Origin of the sequence: Paracoccus halophilus (assembly GCF_000763905.1) — a bacterium.
In the GTDB taxonomy this organism is placed as follows: Bacteria; Pseudomonadota; Alphaproteobacteria; order Rhodobacterales; family Rhodobacteraceae; genus Paracoccus; species Paracoccus halophilus.
This window is the reverse complement of the sequence record NZ_JRKN01000008.1, coordinates 70,515-90,391: the sequence shown is the minus strand read 5'-3', so window position 1 is coordinate 90,391 and position 19,877 is coordinate 70,515. Positions and strand designations below refer to the sequence as shown.

The 19,877-nt window shown below is 63.7% G+C and carries 26 protein-coding genes, 1 tRNA gene and 2 pseudogenes; 6 read left to right on the top strand and 23 right to left on the bottom strand.

Features of this window, described 5'->3' with window-relative positions; genetic code table 11:
- Positions 1 to 45 precede the first annotated feature (45 nt).
- The gene (locus tag IT41_RS21280) at positions 46 to 210 is read right to left on the bottom strand and encodes a hypothetical protein (protein WP_175496369.1); all 165 of its coding nucleotides are present in this window, start codon (positions 208 to 210) and stop codon (positions 46 to 48) included.
- Positions 211 to 316: 106 nt separating this feature from the next.
- Between IT41_RS21280 and IT41_RS08055 the strand changes: the two genes are divergently transcribed.
- Together IT41_RS08055 and IT41_RS08050 are read left to right on the top strand one after the other, a co-directional pair.
- Positions 317 to 1,441 (top strand): Ppx/GppA phosphatase family protein, encoded by a 1,125-nt coding sequence (locus IT41_RS08055; protein WP_036740150.1) that lies wholly within the window; start codon positions 317 to 319, stop codon positions 1,439 to 1,441.
- 1 nt (position 1,442) lies between these two features.
- A complete protein-coding gene (locus IT41_RS08050; RefSeq protein WP_036740149.1) occupies positions 1,443 to 2,219 on the top strand; it encodes an RlmE family RNA methyltransferase in 777 nt (258 codons plus the stop codon).
- Positions 2,220 to 2,342: 123 nt separating this feature from the next.
- On the opposite strand, the gene IT41_RS08045 is transcribed toward IT41_RS08050, so the two are convergent.
- Positions 2,343 to 3,683 (bottom strand): ATP-binding protein, encoded by a 1,341-nt coding sequence (locus IT41_RS08045; protein ID WP_036740148.1) that lies wholly within the window; start codon positions 3,681 to 3,683, stop codon positions 2,343 to 2,345.
- Positions 3,684 to 3,741: 58 nt separating this feature from the next.
- Here IT41_RS08045 and IT41_RS08040 point away from each other — a divergent pair, with 58 nt between their 5' ends.
- Both IT41_RS08040 and IT41_RS08035 read left to right on the top strand, forming a co-directional pair.
- A complete protein-coding gene (locus IT41_RS08040; RefSeq protein WP_036740147.1) occupies positions 3,742 to 4,608 on the top strand; it encodes an MBL fold metallo-hydrolase in 867 nt (288 codons plus the stop codon).
- Positions 4,609 to 4,721: 113 nt separating this feature from the next.
- Positions 4,722 to 4,796: transfer RNA gene (locus IT41_RS08035), tRNA-Asn, on the top strand.
- Positions 4,797 to 4,894: 98 nt separating this feature from the next.
- Here the strand turns inward: IT41_RS08035 and IT41_RS08030 are convergent.
- The 13 genes from IT41_RS08030 to IT41_RS07980 form a co-directional block, all read right to left on the bottom strand.
- Positions 4,895 to 5,128: a hypothetical protein gene (locus IT41_RS08030; protein WP_036740146.1), complete on the bottom strand. Its 234-nt coding sequence runs from the start codon at positions 5,126 to 5,128 to the stop codon at positions 4,895 to 4,897.
- A complete protein-coding gene (locus IT41_RS08025) occupies positions 5,125 to 5,469 on the bottom strand; it encodes a hypothetical protein (protein ID WP_036740145.1) in 345 nt (114 codons plus the stop codon). The genes IT41_RS08030 and IT41_RS08025 overlap by 4 nt, the downstream gene beginning before the upstream one ends.
- Positions 5,466 to 5,690 carry a hypothetical protein gene (locus IT41_RS08020; RefSeq protein WP_139221586.1) on the bottom strand — a complete coding sequence of 75 codons (225 nt, stop codon included), beginning with the start codon at positions 5,688 to 5,690 and terminating at the stop codon, positions 5,466 to 5,468. Before IT41_RS08020 ends, IT41_RS08025 begins: the two co-directional genes overlap by 4 nt.
- A gap of 1,095 nt (positions 5,691 to 6,785) precedes the next feature.
- Positions 6,786 to 7,019, bottom strand: coding sequence for a hypothetical protein (locus tag IT41_RS08015; RefSeq protein ID WP_036740142.1), 234 nt, complete (start codon positions 7,017 to 7,019; stop codon positions 6,786 to 6,788).
- A gap of 272 nt (positions 7,020 to 7,291) precedes the next feature.
- Entirely contained in the window at positions 7,292 to 7,489 is a 198-nt protein-coding gene (locus tag IT41_RS08010) for a hypothetical protein (protein ID WP_036740141.1), read from the bottom strand.
- Complete coding sequence (locus tag IT41_RS19425; RefSeq protein WP_052081344.1) at positions 7,476 to 8,192, bottom strand: HK97 family phage prohead protease; 717 nt, start codon at positions 8,190 to 8,192, stop codon at positions 7,476 to 7,478. The genes IT41_RS08010 and IT41_RS19425 overlap by 14 nt, the downstream gene beginning before the upstream one ends.
- A 4-nt stretch (positions 8,193 to 8,196) precedes the next feature.
- Complete coding sequence (locus IT41_RS08000) at positions 8,197 to 9,165, bottom strand: phage major capsid family protein (protein WP_036740140.1); 969 nt, start codon at positions 9,163 to 9,165, stop codon at positions 8,197 to 8,199.
- Positions 9,166 to 9,251: 86 nt separating this feature from the next.
- The gene (locus tag IT41_RS07995) at positions 9,252 to 9,599 is read right to left on the bottom strand and encodes a hypothetical protein (RefSeq protein WP_036740138.1); all 348 of its coding nucleotides are present in this window, start codon (positions 9,597 to 9,599) and stop codon (positions 9,252 to 9,254) included.
- Positions 9,596 to 9,904: a hypothetical protein gene (locus IT41_RS20665; protein ID WP_139221584.1), complete on the bottom strand. Its 309-nt coding sequence runs from the start codon at positions 9,902 to 9,904 to the stop codon at positions 9,596 to 9,598. The genes IT41_RS07995 and IT41_RS20665 overlap by 4 nt, the downstream gene beginning before the upstream one ends.
- Positions 9,894 to 11,393: a YfjI family protein gene (locus IT41_RS07990; protein WP_036740137.1), complete on the bottom strand. Its 1,500-nt coding sequence runs from the start codon at positions 11,391 to 11,393 to the stop codon at positions 9,894 to 9,896. The genes IT41_RS20665 and IT41_RS07990 overlap by 11 nt, the downstream gene beginning before the upstream one ends.
- Positions 11,390 to 12,268, bottom strand: a complete 879-nt coding sequence (locus IT41_RS07985; protein WP_036740136.1) for a DUF7146 domain-containing protein — start codon at positions 12,266 to 12,268, stop codon at positions 11,390 to 11,392. The genes IT41_RS07990 and IT41_RS07985 overlap by 4 nt, the downstream gene beginning before the upstream one ends.
- A 10-nt stretch (positions 12,269 to 12,278) precedes the next feature.
- Positions 12,279 to 12,464 (bottom strand): helix-turn-helix transcriptional regulator, encoded by a 186-nt coding sequence (locus IT41_RS19885; RefSeq protein ID WP_074948000.1) that lies wholly within the window; start codon positions 12,462 to 12,464, stop codon positions 12,279 to 12,281.
- Between the two features lie 81 nt (positions 12,465 to 12,545).
- Positions 12,546 to 12,917, bottom strand: coding sequence for a hypothetical protein (locus IT41_RS07980; protein ID WP_036740134.1), 372 nt, complete (start codon positions 12,915 to 12,917; stop codon positions 12,546 to 12,548).
- Between the two features lie 69 nt (positions 12,918 to 12,986).
- Between IT41_RS07980 and IT41_RS07975 the strand changes: the two genes are divergently transcribed.
- Positions 12,987 to 13,208, top strand: coding sequence for a hypothetical protein (locus tag IT41_RS07975; RefSeq protein WP_036740132.1), 222 nt, complete (start codon positions 12,987 to 12,989; stop codon positions 13,206 to 13,208).
- A gap of 118 nt (positions 13,209 to 13,326) precedes the next feature.
- Here IT41_RS07975 and IT41_RS07970 read toward each other — a convergent pair whose 3' ends face one another.
- A complete protein-coding gene (locus IT41_RS07970; RefSeq protein WP_036740131.1) occupies positions 13,327 to 14,562 on the bottom strand; it encodes a tyrosine-type recombinase/integrase in 1,236 nt (411 codons plus the stop codon).
- Positions 14,563 to 14,974: 412 nt separating this feature from the next.
- Between IT41_RS07970 and IT41_RS07960 the strand changes: the two genes are divergently transcribed.
- Positions 14,975 to 15,406: a hypothetical protein gene (locus IT41_RS07960; protein WP_139221583.1), complete on the top strand. Its 432-nt coding sequence runs from the start codon at positions 14,975 to 14,977 to the stop codon at positions 15,404 to 15,406.
- A gap of 41 nt (positions 15,407 to 15,447) precedes the next feature.
- Here IT41_RS07960 and IT41_RS07955 read toward each other — a convergent pair whose 3' ends face one another.
- The 7 genes and pseudogenes from IT41_RS07955 to hisD all read right to left on the bottom strand — a co-directional run bounded on the left by IT41_RS07955 (position 15,448) and on the right by hisD (position 19,809).
- On the bottom strand, positions 15,448 to 15,714 hold the full coding sequence (locus IT41_RS07955) for a hypothetical protein (protein WP_036740128.1): 267 nt from the start codon (positions 15,712 to 15,714) through the stop codon (positions 15,448 to 15,450).
- A 129-nt stretch (positions 15,715 to 15,843) separates the two neighbouring features.
- A pseudogene (locus IT41_RS20660) lies at positions 15,844 to 15,942 on the bottom strand (IS5/IS1182 family transposase); the annotation flags it as partial.
- 14 nt (positions 15,943 to 15,956) lie between these two features.
- Positions 15,957 to 16,515, bottom strand: a pseudogene (locus tag IT41_RS22170) (transposase); the annotation flags it as partial.
- Between the two features lie 444 nt (positions 16,516 to 16,959).
- Positions 16,960 to 17,484 (bottom strand): PAS domain-containing protein, encoded by a 525-nt coding sequence (locus tag IT41_RS07945; RefSeq protein ID WP_052081343.1) that lies wholly within the window; start codon positions 17,482 to 17,484, stop codon positions 16,960 to 16,962.
- A 66-nt stretch (positions 17,485 to 17,550) separates the two neighbouring features.
- Positions 17,551 to 18,009 carry an arsenate-mycothiol transferase ArsC gene (locus IT41_RS07940; RefSeq protein ID WP_036740126.1) on the bottom strand — a complete coding sequence of 153 codons (459 nt, stop codon included), beginning with the start codon at positions 18,007 to 18,009 and terminating at the stop codon, positions 17,551 to 17,553.
- Between the two features lie 3 nt (positions 18,010 to 18,012).
- Positions 18,013 to 18,501 (bottom strand): UPF0262 family protein, encoded by a 489-nt coding sequence (locus tag IT41_RS07935; protein WP_036740125.1) that lies wholly within the window; start codon positions 18,499 to 18,501, stop codon positions 18,013 to 18,015.
- Entirely contained in the window at positions 18,502 to 19,809 is a 1,308-nt protein-coding gene (hisD, locus tag IT41_RS07930) for a histidinol dehydrogenase (protein WP_036740124.1), read from the bottom strand.
- Positions 19,810 to 19,877: the final 68 nt, after the last annotated feature.

Below are 19,877 nucleotides of genomic sequence, written 5' to 3'. Positions count from 1 at the left end.
GGCCGCAGGTTGCGGCCGGCCAGCCTTGGGGAAAGCGCCGGAACCTCAGCCCAGCCGGCTGACGAGAACGGTCAGGAACAGGCCCAGCACGGCCAGAGCCATGCCATGGGCGAGGGCATATTGCAGCTTGTCGGCCCGGTTGCCGCCGCGCTTCGCGGCCCGTCCCCAGCCGACCGCTGCGCCAAGAATGAAGGCGGCGATCATGATCATGGCGCATGGCATAGCCCCGCCGTGCCGCGGTGTCGAGAGCCAGCCCCTTGAACGCGCCCCGGCCCCACGTTAGTTTGAAGGCAACTTGTAATCGGAGGGCGTGACCATGGCGCCCAGGCGTCCTGCGGGTGCGGACGCGTTCCCGAAAAAGACGGTCGAGCCTTTCGTCACCCGCACGGCCGAGGACGGGCCGCTTTATGCGGCCTTGGATCTTGGCACCAACAGTTGCCGGATGCTGATCGCCCGTCCCTCGGGCGGGCAGTTTCAGGTCGTGGACAGTTTCTCGAAGCCGGTCCAGCTGGGCCACGGCCTCGAGGCGTCCGGCAGGCTGTCGCGCCCCTCGATGGCGCGGACGGTGCATGCCCTGCAGGTGTGCCGGCGCAAGCTGGAATCGCATAAGGTCACGCGCATGCGCCTGGTCGCGACCGAGGCCTGTCGCCGTGCCCGCAACAGCCGCGACTTTCTGCGCATGATCCGGCGCGAAACCGGCCTGCCGGTGGAAATCATCGGCGCCGAGGAAGAGGCGCGGCTGGCGGTGATTTCCTGCGCGCCGCTGGTCAGCCAGCGCACGGAACAGCTGCTGATCGTCGATATCGGTGGCGGGTCGACCGAACTGGTCTGGATCGATCTGGAAGAGGTCGATCCCAAGGACCGCCCGCGCGCCATCATGCGGCTGGGCGAAGGCTTCGGCGATCCGCGACCGGGCGGCGCGCGGGTCGTGGACTGGATCAGCGTGCCGCTCGGCGTGGCGACGCTGCGCGACCAGTTCGAGGATGTCGAGGACGACCAGGGCCGCTTTGCCCTGATGTCCTGGCATTTCGAGGAAATGCTGGCCGATTTCTCGCCCTATTCGCTGATCCAGGAGGTCGAGGAAAACTTCCAGATCATCGGCACTTCGGGCACCGTCACCACGGTTGCCGCCAGCCATCTGGGCCTGCGCCGCTATGACCGGACCAAGGTGGACGGGCTGACCATGACCACGGCCCAGATCGACCGGGTGATCCGCGACTATCTGGCACTGGGCCCCGAGGGGCGCCGCACCGATCCGCGCATCGGGCGGGAACGTCACGCGCTGATCATGTCCGGCGCGGCGATCCTGCAGACCTTGATGCGGGTCTGGCCGACGCGGCGGCTCTCGGTCGCCGATCGCGGCCTGCGCGAGGGGCTGCTATATGCGCAAATGGTCAAGGATGGGGTGCTGGCCCCGGACGATATGAACGGGGTTGCATGAGATGACTGAGGGCAGAAAGCCGGGCGCGGGGCGGAAAAGCTCGGGCCGGGGGCAGCGCGATCTGCGCGTGCGGGTGAAATCGGCCAAGGGGCGCAAGCTATCTAGCACATTGTGGCTTGAGCGGCAGCTGAACGACCCCTATGTCGCGCGCGCCCGGCGCGAGGGCTATCGCGGCCGCGCCGCCTACAAGATCCTCGAGCTTGACGACAAGTACCGATTTCTCGTGCCCGGCGCGCGGGTGGTCGATCTGGGCTGCGCGCCGGGTGGCTGGTGCCAGGTGGCGGTGGCGCGGGTAAACGCGCTTGGCGAGAAATCCGGCAAGAAGATCGGCCGGGTGCTGGGCATCGACCTGCAGGAGGTCGATCCCATCGCCGGGGCCGAGATCCATCAGCTGGATTTCCTCACCGAAGGCGCCGACGATCAGGTCAAGGCATGGCTCGGCGGCCGCGCGGATGTGGTGATGTCGGACATGGCGGCGGCGTCCTCGGGGCATAAGGGCACCGATCACCTGCGCATCGTCGCGCTGGTCGAGGCGGCCGCACAGCTGGCCTTTGACGTGCTGGAACCCGGCGGCACCTTTGTCGCCAAGGTGCTCGCCGGAGGTGCCGAGAATGACATGCAGGCGCTGCTCAAGCGCAATTTCCGCAAGGTCGCGAATGTGAAACCGCCGGCGAGCCGCGCGGATTCCTCGGAGAAATTCATCGTGGCGCAGGGCTTTCGCGACCGCTCCGGCGAAGAGACCGCGATGGAGGGCGGCGGAGACGACAGCCAGGACTGACCGCCCCGGCGCCGGAACCCGGAAAACGCAGAGCGGGCGGCGGCTGCGAGGACCAGCCATGTTCGCCGGGCGCGTGGCACCCGGCCCGAGTCCTGCGCGACATGCTCTGCGACCGGATCAGTCTTAACGCGGAATCACGATCTCGGCGCGCAGGCCGCCCAGGCGCTTGCCGTCGCCCAGCCGCAGCTGACCGCCATGGGCGCGTGCGATATCGGCGGCAATGGCCAGGCCCAACCCGACGCCCTGCCCGCGATTCTGGTTCCGCGCGGGGTCGAGCCGGGTAAATGGCCTGACCGCCTCTTCCCGCCGCTCGGGCGGGATGCCCGGTCCGTCATCCTCGACCGAGACCCGGAACCAGCCCGGCCCCAGGGCGCCCTCGATCTCGGCCCGCTCGCCATAGCTGACGGCATTGCCGATCAGGTTCTCGATCGCGCGCCGCAGACTGTCGCGGCTGAAGATCGCAAGCTCGCTTTCATCACCTTCGATGGTCAGCAATTGCACCTGCTGCCCGCCACGCCGCGCATCCGCAACAATGCCGCGCAGGAATTCCAGCGCAGCCACGGGCTCGGGCGGATTGTCCTGCGCGGCTTCGCGCGCATGGTCCAGAAATGCGTCGATCATCGTCGCCATGGCCGCGACATCGCTTTCCAGCGCCGCCACCTCGTCGCGCTCGGGCGGGGCATCGGCGCTCAGCATCGACAGGCCCAGCCGCAGCCGCGTCAGCGGCGTGCGCAGATCGTGGCTGACGCCGGACAGCAGCTGATTGCGCTGCTCGATCTGGCGCTCGATCCGGGCGCGCATCTCCAGAAAGGCGGTGCCGGCGCTGCGGATCTCGATCGCGCCGGCGGGGCGATAGGGGACGATCCGGCCCTTGCCATATTCCTCGGCCGCGCGGGCAAGCCTGCGAATCGGGCGCAGCTGATTGCGCAGAAAGATCGTCGCGATCGCCGTCATCAGCAGCGAGGTCCCGATCATCAGCACCAGCAACTGATGCGGATTCGAGGCGCTGACCCGCGTGCGCGGCACGATCAGCCGGTATTCGCCCCATTTGCCGGCCAGCGTGATGCGCACCTCGCGCAACTCGCTCAGGTCGATGGCGCGCAGTTCCGGCACGCGCTCGTAAAGCTCGGCCGAGACGATCCGGCCCGACAGATCGTAAAACACCCGCGCATCCCGCCCCGCCTGCGCGGCCGGCAATTCCAGCGTCAGGCCCAGAGGCCCGGTCAGCCGCTCGGCCGCGATCCGGGCCGCGACGAGATCGGGGGCGGTCTCGATCCGCTCGGCGACCAGCGCCACCTCGGCCGCGACGCCCCGGGTCAGTTGCCGCGTCACATCCTCGAAGTGGCGCTGCAGGAACATGACCGTCACCACGATGGTGATGACCACCACCGGCAGAAACAGGATCAGCGCCGCGCGCCCGTAAAGCCCGCGCGGCATGATCTGTTTCAGCCACTCGAAATTCATTTGCCTGCGCCCTGTTGCGACCGTGGATTTCCGGCCGGTCGGCGGCTAGGTTAGCCCCATGACCAGCGCCGCGAAAGCCCTGCGGGTGATTACCGCCGACAATCCGTCGCCCCTGACCGGGCGCGGCACCAATAGCTTTCTGCTGGGCCGCGAGCGGATCGCGGTGATCGACCCCGGCCCCGATCTGCCCGCGCATCGCGCCGCCTTGCTTGCTGCGGCAGATGGGGGACGCATCACGCATATTTTCGTGACCCATGCCCATCTGGACCATTCCGGCGGCGCGCGGGCGCTGGCGCAGGCGACCGGAGCGCCGATCCTTGGCTTCGGCCCGGCCGAGGCCGGCCGCTCGCCGGTGATGGCGCAGCTCGCGCGCGAGGGCGGCATTGCCGGAGGCGAAGGGCTGGATCGCGATTTCGCACCCGATATCGCGCTGACCGACGGCGCGACCGTCGCCACGGATGAATGGTCGCTGACCGCCCTGCATACGCCCGGCCATTTCGCCGGCCATCTGAGCTTTCAGCACGAGGACCGGATTTTTTGCGGCGATCTGGTGATGGGCTGGTCCTCGACCCTGATCTCGCCGCCGGATGGCGATCTGGGCGATTATTTCCGCAGCCTCGCGCGGCTTGATTCGCTGGCGGCGCGCGAGTTTCTGCCCGCGCATGGCGACCCGATTCGCGACCCGGCCAGCCGGATCGCCGAGCTTGCGGCGCATCGCCGCGATCGCACCGCGCAGATCCTGGCCGCCCTGCGCAACGGACCCGCGACAGCCGAGTCCCTGGCCCGCGGCATCTATGAGATCAGCCCGGCCCTGATCCCCGCCGCGACGCGAAACGTGCTGGCGCATCTGATAGCGCTGGTCGAGCTTGGCGCGATATATGGCGAACGCCCGATCGCTACGGATACCGTCTTTGCCATGGCCTGATGATCCCCGACAATCGCGGCGCCGTGTCATCCACAGGTATTTTCATCAGGATGTAAAAAAACCGTAAAGGTCTCTGGACGACCTCGGATCGGGTTGCTATATGCGCCCCGTGTTCCGGCGTAGCTCAGCGGTAGAGCAGTTGACTGTTAATCAATTGGTCGTAGGTTCGATCCCTACCGCCGGAGCCATAAAAACAAGGGCTTAGCCAAATAGGCTAGGCCCTGTTTTCATTCCGGGGAACGCTGGGGGAACACGACGCCCCCGACCTAAGCCGGGCGCGCTCTGGTCAGGCTCTCCGGCTCAAGCCCTCGGTGCCCTCGATAATCGTCGCCATCAGCGCCTCGGCGACTGCAAGCGTTTCCTCGACAGACGCGATTGATATGCTGTCGTGCGGCCTGCACTCGTTTTCCAGTGATCGCCGGGCCGTGCGGATCAGTGACGCGACGGCATAGGAAAGCTGATAGGCGCAGCTTTGCGGATCGTCTGTTTTGATGATCGCTTCTATGGTTTCTCTGGTCATGCTGCACCCCTGATTAGCGCGCGGACCTCGGCTTCAAGGCGTTCCCGATAAGGGTTGCCGTAAAGCGCCTCGTAATCCATCGTCACGACAAGAAACTTGATCGCGGTATCCGCAGGACGTTCCGGCGGGATCGCCACCAGATCACGCAGCATTTCCTCGGCTTTGACGTTTGATGCGTCTATTTCATCATCGGACAGATCGGTGGCTTCCGCCCATTCCCGGTGAGCGATGAAGGCGCGATAGGCCTTTTCAACCCCGGTTTCGCCAGCCGCAGCCGGTAGCGGCACGCAGGCCGCAAGAGCAACGGCCGGGCCGGATTTCAGAACGGCGCGGCGGTTCATTTTCCACCTCCGTTCATCAGATCCATGCGGCGATGGCTGGCGCGCAGGGCTTCGCGCTGGAAACTGACGGCATTGCGGATCGACACATAGTCGTCCGCGCCAGTCTCGATCTCGTCCAGAGCGAGGCGCAACTTTTCGGCGATCATGGCCCGTTCGGTGGCCGGGGCGATATTCGGGATTTGTCCGGGCAAGCCGGGGGTGTTATGGCAAGTGTCAGCCATTCGCTTAACTCCATAGGTTAGCGTTTCGGTTAGGGCCGGGGGTTTGGGTGGTGCCTTCCCCCGGCCCGAATACTGTGTTAACAGGGTTAATAGTGCTTCGCAAGGAAAAACTGTGATAACACGAACAGGCAAACGCGGACCTGCGCCCACCGGCAAGGGCACGTTGATAGGCGTTCGCCTTCAACCCGACATGCTGGCATGGCTTGACGATCTCCGCGGGCAGCAGGACGATCAGCCCAGCAGGCCGGAAATGATCCGGCGGGTGCTGGAAGAGCGGAAAGGTTGACGAATCTTCCAGTTGCGTTAAAGTTCGGAGTGTGGCCGGGGACTTTCGCCCCCGACCTTTCTTCACTTCCTGCGGCTGGCGTTTATCAGAATGGCTACCGATACTGCCAGTTGCAGGACTTGAAGCGCTAATCCGATGTAATCCATTCTGATCGGCGTTTGCGGCGGCCCACATGGCTGCGGCGCGTTCCATCTTGTCGTTCTCGCTCAGTCGCAAGTCGCTACTCACGACCCATTCGCCACACCACGCGCGCGCGGGCGAGACTGATCTTAGCCAAGTTGGCCAAGATCGCCACACCACGCGCGTGCGGGCGAAGGTCAAAGGGCCAATTTGATCTTTTGATTCAGGGCCGCCACCCCACGCGCGCGCTTCACTGTCGCTTCGCTGACGCCGTGTTCCGTGGCTAGCTTCGCGGCGGTATTGGTTGGCGCAGATGGGTCATTTTGACCTATCTGCTTGTGCTGATTTGCGCCGGTCCCACCCTGAGTTTTTTTACCCGATTATACCGCCGCCCCAGCAGCAGCTTGAACGCATCCGGCGTCAGGTTCCGGCGGCCAAGCTGGTTGTAGCCGGTCCCTGCGCAGATGCTGGCCATGGCTACAACCAGTCGGATATCCTAAATGCGCGCGAACCATACTGCGCACCTTTGATTTTTGCGACGATCAAAAAGCCCAACAATTGCGGGATTTTCTCGCAAGTGCGCAGCCTAGTGCGCACCCTCCAAGTCCCCATCTGGGGAAAAAATCTGCGGATGAGAGGGCGGCGGGTTGCCGGAAGCCGACCGGCATTTTCTCGCAAGGTGCCCCCCCTCAATGCACATCGAAAGCCGCGAAGGGATCGGCCCGATCATCTGGTTCAGCCGGGGCAATTTTGTGGCGATCAGTCGGAGTTGCCCCAAGGCTCGATAGCGCCTGCTTGTAGGCCCGCAGGAATGCCATGTTCTGCCCCATGCCGTCGGTCATCAGTGCCGCACGCTGGCAGGCCGTCGCCTCAACAATCCCGCGATCCGCGAATGTCAGCCAGGGCAGTTCCTCGGCCAGCAACGCCCATGCCCGCTTGGCCAGGGGCGACAGGTAAGCAGGTGGCCGCCCCAGCGGCCGGGCAATGACAGGTTCAGACCTGCCCCGGTAGCGTTGGGGGTTCTTTCGATCAGCGCCGGTCAGGCGGGCTTTAGCAAGCGGTGTTCTATGCCTGGGCATCACGACCTCGAATGTTTGAATTGGGGATGCGTGAAAAGAGCGGGGCCGCGGGTTCCCAGAGCCGACCGGCACTTCCTGCAATAGCCCCCCTCCGGGGCTGGGCAGGTCAAGGCGGGCTATTGGCACGCCCTCCGCCAATGCACCGCTGGCAGCGGCAAGGTGGCGATATAGACTTCATCGGGATGAGCCGTGTAGCCGTATAGCACGACGCTTTCGCCCTCATCGCAGATTACGGCATCGACCTGCTCTATCCCCAGCAGATCCTTTGCCAGCGCCCGCTGGAACGCCGCCTTGATCTGCTCAAGCTGATCCATCGGCCTTGCCCTCCAACTCCTCGACCCGCTCGGCCAACCAACGCTGCTGGACTAACAGTTGAGCAAAGGACTTGAACAACAGTTCGCTGGCGGTGTCGATCTTCACGCCCGCCTTGGCCGCTCCGGCCAGAACGTTGCCAGCCCATTGATCGGCCGCGCCTTGCGCCAAAAGGCTGCGATCTGCTTTTGACAGGCTGCGCGGAAAGGCGGGGAGTACATTTTCGCCTCCGGGGATTGGCGCGTTGTCCTGCACTTGATCCAGTCGCTTCACCTCAAGGATTGCCGCCTCGGCATTTGCTGGCACCGTGACAGCGCTTAGCTCTATAACTTCCCATTCCGTAAACCGCCGGCCGCCGCCTTGCAGCGTGTCCCATTCCTTGCCGATGAACCCGACGCTCAGCCCTCGTATCAACCCGGAGCGGATTGCTCGCCAGCCCTCATCCGCCTTTGCGGTCGTGCCCTCCGGTGCGATCTGGCAGGTGACATAGATACCTTGCGGCGTCGCCCGTGCCTCGATGACTTCACCAATGGGCGCGTTGTGGTCGTGGCCCAGCAGTAGCGGCAGCGGCAACCTGAACCGGGCGCCCATGGGGTCAAGCTGGTCGCCTTGGCGATCTGTTGCCGGCGTGCTGGCGATTCCGGTAATGCGGCGGGCCTCTGCGTTGGCCCGCTTGATCTGTATGAACGCATGTGCTCGCTGCATCAGCCTACTCCGTCAGGGTCAGCCGGGCGGCGACTGTGGCGCGCATCGGCTCAAGGCCAAAACCCACGATAACGCGACTGGCGATAGAATGAGTCTGGAACAACGAGATTAGCGGTGCGCCGGCCAGTGCGACCGCGCCCTCACTGCTCGTGTCGATCCGCACATCCGTCATGTTCGCCGCAACGTCGCTTGCGGATACCAGCAGCAGATCGCCGGCCGGCAGGGCGTTGGAAACGGCAACCGGCGCGCCGAAAATTTGGCCAGTGCCGTCCAGGTTGACGGTTATCCGATCATCGGCCGGTGTGGGGGCCAGGAACGCGACCGCCCTGGGCGACAGCACCCAGCGCAGGCGCTGGCCAGCCTCGCGGATCAGCAATTCGGCCATGGATTGAAACCCGGCACGGATCGCTGCGATATCGTCCTTCGGGGCGGTGAAGCCGGGAATCGTGCCCAGGCCGGCAACCATCTGCGCATCGACCGCCTGCCCGACCGCTTTACGCAGCAGCGCATTTATGTAGGCCTGACCCTCGGAAGAAATATCGCCCCACGCTTGTTCAGTGGCAACGATGATCGCTGCCGCCTTGCGCAGGGTCAACTTTGCCCCGTCAAGATCAACGTCCATCGCCGGAATGGGCGCGCCGTCCTCGACCAGTGCCGCCGACCCGTCAGCCGTCGCATGGATTAGCGGCTTGTCCATCGGTGCCAGTTGGAAAGATCGGTCGGTAATGAACCTGAAAAAAGCCGATTGCGTGGCGGCCGCCTCTGCGAAAGCCTTGACCGGGCCAGGACCAGCAGCTTCCACAACCCCCGAGGTCAGCGTCTTTCGGATTTGGATCGCCTTTGCCGGGGCGCCGAGTTCGGCCATCCGGTCGGGCGTCAGGTCAAGCGCTTTGCCGCGCAGCGCCCATGCCAGCGCCGCGCCATCTTCGACGCGGTTCGCCAGCGCCGTAACTGTCTTGATGTGATCGTTCATTGATTTGGCTCCGTTATTTTGCTCTGCCCCAAGAGTCGCACGGGCGGATTTTTCTAACCACGGGGCAGGCGACTTTCCGGCGGAAGTCACCGGAATCGCCATAGGATGCCGTCGCGGGTTTTATTCGCGCGCTCGACGACCTCCGGCGGAAGGCTCGCGAGCCAGTGCCCAAGGCTGCGCGTTGTTGTGATGCCCAGATCGTCAAGCGCTGCCGCGACCGGCGGCACAGGATCGCCCGTCGCCTCGCATGCCCGGCGCACCGCCTCAATCGCGGCGCTGGCTTCGCGGACGGCGAACCAGTCGCGCGCGGTTAACGCGGCCAGCGCCGCGACCAGATCGCACTCGACCGGATCGGGCCGACCGTTTTCGAGAAGCGCAACGATGCGCTCAAGGGCCTGCTCGATGCGGCTCAGTTGCTCGGCAACCCCGGTCATGCCCAGGCCCTCGGATCGTGTGGATCATCGGTCGCGGCGTAATCCTTGAACGCCTCGGCCAAGGCGGCGGCGATGCGTGGCGACAGCGGGATGACATTTTCGGCTTCGGGTGCCCGACCCGTGCTAATCGTGCTATTCGTGCTAAACGTCATGGCGGCAGCATTTTCGCCCGGCGCACCCTGATCCGTGCTAATCGCGCTAATTGTGCTAATCGATCCGTCTGGATTAGCACGAATAGCATGATTAGCACGCCCCCCGCTCTCTGCGCGCAGTTTCGCAAGGGTGCCATATGCGTCAAATTTCATGGCCCGACCTCACGATGCGATAAGCCTCGCGGCGGGATTTGCCGCGAACCTCCGATCCTTCGGGCAGGACAGTCAGCCAGCCGTGCTTGACCAACATGGCGATTGCAGATTTCGCGGCCGGGCTTTCGCGAAGGGCGCGGATCGGGGCGCGCTGCAACACGTCGCTCGGCAGCACCTCGGAATGCGGCCAGCTGGTCAACAACCACTTGCGCAGAGCCTCGGCCCTCTCGATCTCGGCCGACACTGTGGCAGCATCCGCCAATCGGGCAGCTTCGCCCAGGTAGAACCCGGCCAGCGTGATCGCATGCGCCATGACCTCGCCCGAAACCTCGGGCGCGTGCAGATCATCCCATGCGGTCAGTGTCCCGGCGATCCGGCAGGCCTGTTCGGCCGCCTTGGACGCATAGCCGGTGACATGGGAAAACTCCCCGCCGGATGCCTGCGCCGCCTCGACCGCATCCGAGAAATGCATCAGCAGCGCCCGCGCCTCCCGGGACAGCGGCAGGATGCGGGGTTCCAGTTCCCGCGTCTCGGCATCCATCGGCAGCGGCGTGTCGAGGATAGCGCGCAGGCGATCCGCGAAGGCGGGAAGCGCATGGTCATCATGTCGCACCGCCGATTGCAGACGGGTGCCGATGGTGCTGGCCGGCTCACAGATCAGAAAGCGCGGCAAAAATCCGGTATCGGCGGCCATCGGGTCAGCCATGAAAGCGCGGGCCACGCCGATCTGCACCATCAGGTGAACGGCCAATCTGCGCCCGTAGAGCGTGAACGAGCCTTCCCCCTGCCGCGTGCGGCGGATCGGGTTGCCCTGCCAGAGGTCATTAAGCGCCGCCAAGGTCTTTTGGCGGTTTTCATTCGCCATCGCGAAGCCGCCCAGGAACTGCCCGCCTTCGTCCGAGAAAATGCCAAGCGTTGGCATCCCCTCCGCGAACTTGCGCGTCAGGCCCTCATAGGTCGGCTCGGTCACCGTGCGGTCGGGCGACGGCGGTGCGGCAGGCTCCTTGCCCAGCGCGTTCAGATCGGCCTCGGCAGCGGTTCGCTTCTCGCCCTTGCCCCTCTTGGCCTCTGAAAGGATCCGGTCGCGCTCGCCTTTCCACAACGCATGGGCATTTTCCCACGACGCCATATCATTCCGCCTGGCTTTGGCTTCATCCTTCTCGAAACTGCGCAGGGCGGCCATCAGCGGCGCATCGCAGGATGACTTCCGTTCGCCTGACTTCGCGATGGTCAGGGCATAGAGCGAAACGGGACGCGGCCCGCCCAACGTCTCAACATCGACAAAGCCCTGCACCGCCAGAGAGGCGACGGCCAGCGCCGAAGCGGCGGGGATCGCCACGGGGGCGAGGGTCATGCCCTGCACCGCCTCGACTGCGGATTGCAGCGGCCCCAGCGCCTGAACGGGATAAGGTTCCCCTGCGGGAATCTCGCGCAGCAGCGGTTGCGGCCCCTCGGCCTTGAACGGAATCGGTTCGGCCATCGCGTTCATGCTGCGGCCCCTTTCATAATGAGAATATCGTTCCAGTCTTTGCCCTCGGGCGCGGGCAGGATGCTGACGGTCCAGCCTAGGGCGGCAGCGCGTTCGGCCAGCTTGTGCCCGGCGGCCCTGCCGGCGTCATCGCCATCGGTGGCGATGGTCAGGCGATGCGGGCGATCAGGCAGGCGCAGCCCAGCCATGCCCGAAGCTGACAGGCAAGCCCAGACGATCGCAGGTGCCCGCAGCAAGCCGCTGCACAGGCTCAAGGCTGTCTCGATGCCCTCAGCCACGACCAACGGCCCATCGGCCTGAGATAGACGCACCGCGCCGCCGGCGGTTGCGCCCAGCATCATCTTGTTCGGCTCGATCCGGGCTTTCGCAACGCCGTCCAGATAGGTGCGGTGCACTGCGGGTAGGTCCGCGCCCTGAACCGCCGCGATCATCGCCGGGAAGCGCTTGGCGCTCGGGCCGTGCCAGCAATCGGCACGAAAGCGCAGCGCGTTCGGCAGGTCACAGGTGATGCCCCGAGAACGCAGGTAGTTTTCCGCAAGCGTTCCGCTGATCGGCACGGCCTCTTTCCAGATCGCACGGGCCTGATTTGCCCGCTTCTCTGCTTCGGCCCTGTGCTCGGCCTTGCGCTTGGCGATTTCGGACGGATTGGGGGGCGAAAAGCTGCCCCGGCCCTCGACCAGCCCCAAGCCGCGCAGCGCGTCCATGATGTCCTCGAAGCGGCATCCGGCATGACAGTGCACCAGCAGGCGACCGTCACGGCCTTCGCTGATCGAAAGCGCCGGCGTCCGGCTGTTTGCGTGCGCCGGGCAGAAGCAAAGCCCGCCATCGCGTCCGGGGCGACCGCGTAGCGCTGTGACGATCTCGCGCGCGCTCATCGTGCCGCCCTCACGCCGCCGGGCGAGAAGCGAGCCAGTCCGTCACTTCCGCCTCACGCCAATAACGGCGTGGGCCAATATAAATCGGCCTCGGGAAATCCAGCGCCGGATTGTTCAGCCAGCGCCACATGGTCATGTCGGAAATGTCACCGCACAGAATACGGACAGCGTTTGCCGAGATAAGTTTGCGTTCCATTGGGTCGCCTTTCGTTAAACGATAGGCCCCCTATTGATGACTGTTTTTCAGACGAAAAAATCCTGCGGCAATTTCTTTTTTTCAGTCTAGGGCTTTTTTGGGCCTCCCGCGCCGTTTTGCGGGCTTCGCCAACAATTTCAAACCCTCTTGTTCTCGAACTCGGGACAGCCTCAGACCCAGCGCGGCAATCGCGAGGCTGTTGGCCTCTAATAAATAATCCAGGGCTAAATCATAATTTTCGTCATCCAGTGCGCGGATGCCAGACCGCGCGCGGGCGAGCGCTGTGGTCCAATGTGTGCGACCGCTCGCAAGGTCATCTTTTAGTTGGCGCTCAGTGACAACATCGCCCACCCAGTAGCTCGTGGTGGCTCCATATCCGACTGCCTCGATCTGTCGTATGAGCGTCTCAAGCCTCGCTTGGATCATCTCGCCCGACGTCTTGCCAAAATCCATCACCGCCCCCCGATCCGCAGGGCATTGCCCGGCTTGCCAAAGGCTCGCCGGCATCGCATAGCGAGAGCCATGAGCTTGATCCGTAACGAACGTACGAAACTGACGGCAACATTCATCAATGGCATCGCCATCGCAGTCTTTGCGGTCGGCGGGCTGACGCAGGCCGTGAAGGCGCTCGATCCTGCGGCCAAGATGTCCGTCGCCTCTGTGATCGTCACGTTTAGTTGCTTTTTGGGGGCCTTTGCCCTACATATGATAGGTAGATGGATGCTTGGAAGGCTTGAAGAATGACCACGATGCAGATCATCGCCGTTCTTATGACGCCCGTTGCCGGCTTGGCGATTGCTGGTGCCCTTGCGTATATCGTGCGGCGCGACACTTCCCACGACCATCACCCTGCTAAATAGCATTACCGCGCCCCCGACAACTGCACGACGTTGACCGCACTGCCTTCGACAAGCTGCGTGACGCGGCTCGCCCACGCCTCCAAAGCGGCCCGCTTCTCGTCGGCATAGTCGTGGCGCTGGTACACTCCTACAATTCCGCCTCCCGTTCCGCTCACATGGTTTAGCACGGCCTCGGTGACGCGCACCGGAATGCCGAGCCGCGCCATGCCGGTTGCGGCAGTCCTGCGAAGGTCGTGGAAGGTCCAGCGGGGTATCTCAACCGACTCGCCCCGATCTTCTGACGCAGCCTTTTCCATCGCCTCGGCCAATGTGGCCCGTGCCTTGTAAAAGCCGCTGACAGGCGTCGTGCCGGTGGTAGTGAAGATATAGCCCGGCTTACCGGCGATGCGATCCACGCCCGCCAGAACGTCGCGCACGGCCACAGACAGCGGCACGTCGTGCGCCCGTCCATTTTTCGTTCGGTCGGCTGACAGATGCCATAGATCGCCCCGGATTTCGTTATCCGTGATCTGCGCCGCCTCATTCAACCTCTGGCCGGTCAGCAACAGCACCTTGCCAAGCGGCCCCCAGGGGAAGCCCTCGGCATCGCAGGCATTCCAGAACCAGCGGATTTCGTCGTCAGTCAGAACCCGGTCCCGGCTGGCTTCCTTCGCCGCCGGCTTGACGCCCGTTGCTGGCGACATGGGGATAATGTCACGCTCGACACACCAGTTCAGGAACTTGTTCAGATAGGCTCGGACACGGTTTGCCGTCACCACGCGCCCGCTGTCCGCGATGCCGTCCAGCAGGTCGATCACGTCGCGCCGGGCAATGTCGTGAATGTCCCGGTCGCCCCATTCGGCGACGACAAAGCGATCCAGTTCCCTGCGTACCAGATGGCCGCTTTTCAGGCTGGACAGGTGGCGCTTGTGATATTGGCCGATCAGAACCCTGATCTTGTCGCGGTCATCCTGGGGCTTGGGGGCTTTCGCTGCCCTTACTTCCTCGGCCGGGTCGCGCCCCTCTGATGCGGCCGCCAGTGTGTCCCGTGCCCGCTGGCGCGCATCAGCCAGCGAAAGGACAGGATAAGCGCCCAGGGACATACGGCGGTGTGTGCCGCCATGCCGGTATCGCACCTGCCACCCCTTTTTGCCGGTGGGCTGCACCACAAGGTAAAGCCCCGTGCAAAGGCTGTCGGGAACTTCTTGGCGCTTGTCGGTCGGTTGCATCTTATCGACGGTCGCGGCGGTCAGCTTCATGTCAATTTGTCCTCTGGGGAACAGTCTGGGGAACAGGGTAGCGGATAGCCACCGTTCCCCGGTGTTAGACAATGAGAACCGAAAATGTCAATAAAAGCTGTGATTTCTGGGTATTTTGTGGAATGACCGTTTTACACCGTTATGGCGTGATATGTGGTGAAAATAGACTGTTAATCAATTGGTCGTAGGTTCGATCCCTACCGCCGGAGCCAAAATCACCGAGTGAATCAATAATTTGCGAGAGACCTCAGCGAGCTGGTTCGGGGTGTTTGGCGTTAGTAGGCAAATAGTAGGCACCATTTCCGATGTTGCCGTTAAGCCTCAAAGCAAATCACTTGATCTGGGGATAAGAGCGAGCGACGTTCTGCCTACGTGATGAACGTGTTTGAAATCGAGATATTGGGGGCAAATCTTGGCACAGCTAGGCTATCGACTTCTCGGGGCAATGGTTGGCTTCTTGCTCGGCTGTTTGGCGCTGGCGGCTCTTTACTTCATTCTTCAGTTCGCCTTGGCGCTTTTTGACGTAAACCACGTTCGGTTTCGGGCACCCATCGCCGTGTTCTTCTTACCGTTCATAGCCGCATTCGTCGGCCTAAAAGCTGGCCCCGAGATATTCCTTTTGGTCCAAGACAACCTCGGCAGAGCTGGACCGTGGGCAAGGCTTATCTTGATTGGGCCAGTCTTCTGGGCGGTTGTGGTCGTCGCTTATGTGCTTGTTTTCGAGCCGTTTGGTTATCGTATCTCAGAAGACGAATGGCTCCTTGTCGCCAAGATCGTCCTCTTTCCCACGGCAGTCCTTTGGGCCGGTGTCTGGGTGGTTGCAAAGTTCATCATAGGCAAATGACGGCCCAACATGGGGAATTGTCGTTACTCTCACCCCGCATTTCAAGCCGGTTTTCTGAACACGTCCACGTTGTCCAGCTTCCCGGCAAGGTCGTGGATCGTCGCCAGAGTTTCGGGGCCAAACTCCCCCTTGCGGTAATCGTCGGCCACCCGCACCAGCTTGAACACGTCGGCATGGGAGAGCCCGGCCTCTAGGAGGTCGGCAATACGGGCTTTCACGATCCAGTCCAGAAGCGCGGCAAGGGTCCGGCCGAGTTCATCGGCGCTTGCTCCCTCTCGGGGCATGGTGGGCGGTGCCAGCTTACGCATTGCGGATCACCGGGGCATCGGTGGTGCTGAGAGAGGTGCAATCATAGGTGATCGCGGTGCCCAGCACGTTGGCAGGACTCTGTTGCACAAATCGGCTGCTGAGCGGACTTCCCCTTTCCCCGGACAGTTCTATCCCGCGACCTCTGTGATGGGCGTGCCGCGCGCGGTGAAGCCGTTCAGGACGGCGACACGGACCTGGAACTCTGCGACCTGGCGGTCGAAGTACCGTGGCGTCTTGCAGGCTTGCCCTTCATCGCCGGGCTGTCGGCATCGCGGACATTCACCCGCAGCGCGTCGAAGATCACGATCGGGTACATCCGCTCCAGCGACCGGCTCTGCCATTCCCGGACCTGATCCATGACAGCATCGGCGACCCGGATGATCACAGGTCGGGCGGAACCTTCGGGCCATAGAGGTCGAGCAGATGGGCCTGGATGTCCCGCACCGTCAACCCGGCGGCGGAGAGTTCGGTGGCCCTGTCATCCATACCGTCGATCCGGGTCTGGCCTGTCTTCACCAATTCAGACTCTAGGCTTCTGCGCGGTCGCGGGGCGCTGCCACCGGCATCTCGCCATCCTGCCGCTCCAGCACCTTGGTCGAGGCGCCATTCCGGCGGCTGGCCGAACCCGGTGGGGCTTCCTTGCCGTCCTCGTAGCCGAGATGCGTCTTCAGTTCGGCACCCAGCATCCGTTCGATGAGCTTGATCTTCGGCTCTTTCATCAGCCCGGCGTCGCCCAGCAGATCCTCAGGACGCTCCACGCCGTTGAGAAGTTCGTCAAGCAGTTCCTTCGAGATCGGCATGCATGCTTTCTTTCGAAAAAGGATGGACCGGATCCATCATGCACAAAAGGAACAGACACTCTCGTAGTAGACCGCCCAGACCTGCGCAATGTCATGGCTTCCGGCTAAGAGCGAGTCTTTCTCCGTCAACGCGATCCCGCGGATACAGCGTTCGACCCCGTTGTCGTCGATTTCTAGGCGGCCTGATCGGCCCCACTTGAGTTTTCCAGTTTGATCGTTAGTGCATGACCAAGCTCGGATTCCTCCGGATAGACCCAGAGAGCGCAGTGCTGCTTGGGCGCATTCCGCATCCTTGTGCCCCAGTGCTCCGGAAACCCCGTTTCCCCCTATGCGATCGACAACCAGCAGACTCGCGCGAGGCTGTTATGTCGGACAGAATTCGCATCTGGCACTTCGACCGGCGCAGGCGACGCGGTGCGGCCTCCCTCATCCCCGGCACAGCCTTCAGCTTCCGCAGCGGGCGAAGACTTGGCCATAACCCGCCGCGCATGCCAATTCGTCAAACTGTTTCGGGGAATCCTGCCGGGGCAAGGAAAGTATCCAGTCGCCGCCGGTCGCGAATTGCGGCGCAAGGGCACGCAGCGGTCCCTCCTCCTCGGCCGATTCGCTCATGAACAGAGCGATCAGGCAGACCCCGCCCTGATCGTCGCGGATCGGGCAGATACGGACATCCACCCTGAAATGACGCCCTGCCTTTGACACCTGCCCCAGACCGTCGATCCGGCAATCCTGTCCCGCCTGCATATCGAGCATCCGTGCCAGCCGGCCGGGTCTTCGTTCGAACCGGTCGAGCAGCATGTCCACCGGTTCGCTGATCAGTTCGTCGCGGCGATAGCCGCACATGTTCAGATAGGATTGGTTCGCAGCCACGATACGCCCTGCCGGATCGAGGATCAGAACGGCGCGATGCGCCCTGCCGGCGCGAATCGCCAGTTCAAGGTCGCTGGGTAGCATCTGGGTATCCGACATCGGAAAACTCCTGACAGAATTTCCCATACCATCGCAGCGATAGGCTAATTTTCCGTTAGCGCCGCCTCAGATTTCGGTCGGCGGGCCAAAACGCTCGATCATGCGCTTGTGAATCTGGTCGCGCGTGCTGCGATAAAGCGCCAGCTTGGCCTCGCGGCCCTCGGCCAGACCCGCGGGATCCATGATCGCCCAGTATTCCACCTCGAGATGCGCGACACGCGTTAGTTCCAGCGCCATGCGCTGGCTGGCCGGGGACAGTGCCACGATCAGATCGAAACTGCCCAGATCGTCGCCCCATGCCTGCATTTCCTCGAACGAGCGCGAGCGGTGGCGTGACAGCTCCACCCCCATCTCCTGGCAGACCGCGACGGCGAAACCGTCGATCTCCATGTCGTTTTTCACCCCGGCGGACTGCACATATGCGGCCCGGCCGTAGAATTTCTTCATCATCCCCTCGGCCATGGGCGAGCGAATCGCGTTGTGATCGCAGCAGAACAGTACCGAATTCGGGATCGGTCCGGCCACGAATCACTCCTGAAGCAATGCGCAGATCAGGGTGAAGAGCCGGCGCGCGGTATCGATATCGACCGTGGCCTTGCCCTCAAGACGTTCCTGCAGGGTCCTTGCGCCTTCGTTGTGGATACCGCGCCGGGCCATGTCGATCGCCTCGATCTGCGCCGGCGGCAGACGCTTTACCGCGTCGAAATAGCTGGCGCAGATCTGGAAGTAATCCTTGACCGTCTGACGGAACGGGCCCAGCGACAGATGGAATTCCGCGATCCTGTCGCCGGATTCGGTCGCGATGTCGAAGACCAGCCGCTTGTCGCGAATCGCCAGAGCCAGCGCATAGGGGCCTTCGGGGGCGGGCTGATCCTCGCGCCCGGGCAGGCTGAGGCTGTTATCCTCCAGCAGGTCGAAGACCGCGACACGGCGGTCCTGCTCCATCTCGGGGGTCGGCGGCGGCAGGGCACTGTCGTCGATGTCGATCCGACAGATGCGGTTGCTGTGCGTGCTCATTCACCCCTCCCCGTTCAAGGTCGCCAGCCGGGCCGATATCGACATGCCATGCGCCGACAACCCCTCCGAGGCGGCCAGCCTGACCGCGGCGGGGCCGATCGCCGCCAGCGCGGCGGGCGACATGCGCGCGATTGTGGTGCGTTTCAGGAAATCCATGACGGAAAGGCCGGATGAAAACCGCGCCGAGCGCGCCGTCGGCAGGACATGGTTCGGCCCGCTGACATAATCTCCGACCGCCTCGGGCGTCCAGCCGCCCAGAAAGATGGCTCCGGCGTGATGCGTGCGCCCGGCCAGGGCCTCGGGGTCGTCCACGCATAGCTCGAGATGTTCGGGCGCGATCCGGTCGGACAGCGCCGCCGCCTCGTCCAGATCACGGGTCACGATCACCGTGCCATAGTCGCGCCAGCTGGCCGCCGCCACCTCGGCGCGCGGCAGGCCGGGCAGGATGCGCTCGACCTCGGCCACGACCGCGCGGGCCAGGGGCTCGTCGGGGGTGATCAGGATCGCCTGGGCATCGGCGTCATGTTCGGCCTGGGCAAGCAGGTCCAGCGCCAGCCATTCCGGATTCTGCGCACCCTGCGCGATGATCAGCACCTCGGAGGGTCCGGCGATCATGTCGATCCCGACCCGGCCGAAAACCTGCCGCTTGGCCGCCGCGACATAGGCGTTGCCCGGGCCGGTGATCTTGTCGACCGGGCGGATGGTTTCGGTGCCATAGGCCATGGCCGCGATCGCCTGCGCGCCGCCGATGCGGTAGATCTCGTCGACGCCGGCCAGGTCCGCAGCCAGCAGAACCAGAGGATTTACGATCCCGTCCGGCGTCGGCACGCATATGACCAGCCGTTCGACCCCCGCGACCCGCGCCGGAATCGCATTCATCAGCACCGACGAGGGATAGCTTGCCTGCCCGCCGGGCACATAAAGACCGGCCGCCGAAACAGGCGTCCAGCGCCAGCCCAGCGTGGCGCCCTCGGGGTCGGTCCAGCTGAGCCCCTCGGGCATTTGCCGCGCATGATAGGCCCGGATCCGATTGGCGGCCAGGGACAGCGCGGCGCGATCCTCGGGCGAAACCCTTGCCGTTTCGGCGGCAATCTCCTCTTTCGAGAAAATCAGGCTGCCCGGGGTCAGATCCAGCCTGTCGAAACGCGCCGTCAGATCGACAAGCGCCGCATCCCCCCTGGTCCGCACCTCGCTGATGATCGAGGCGACGGCCTCATTCACATCCGTCGCATCCTCGCGCTTCATCGCAAGCATCCCGGCGAAACGCCGTTCGAAATCTGTCTGGAGAGTGGATAGATGTATCGGCATGCTCGGACTCGATGGGATTGGACCTTGGTAACGGCTGCATCACGGGCGCTCAAGCGGCGATAACAGAG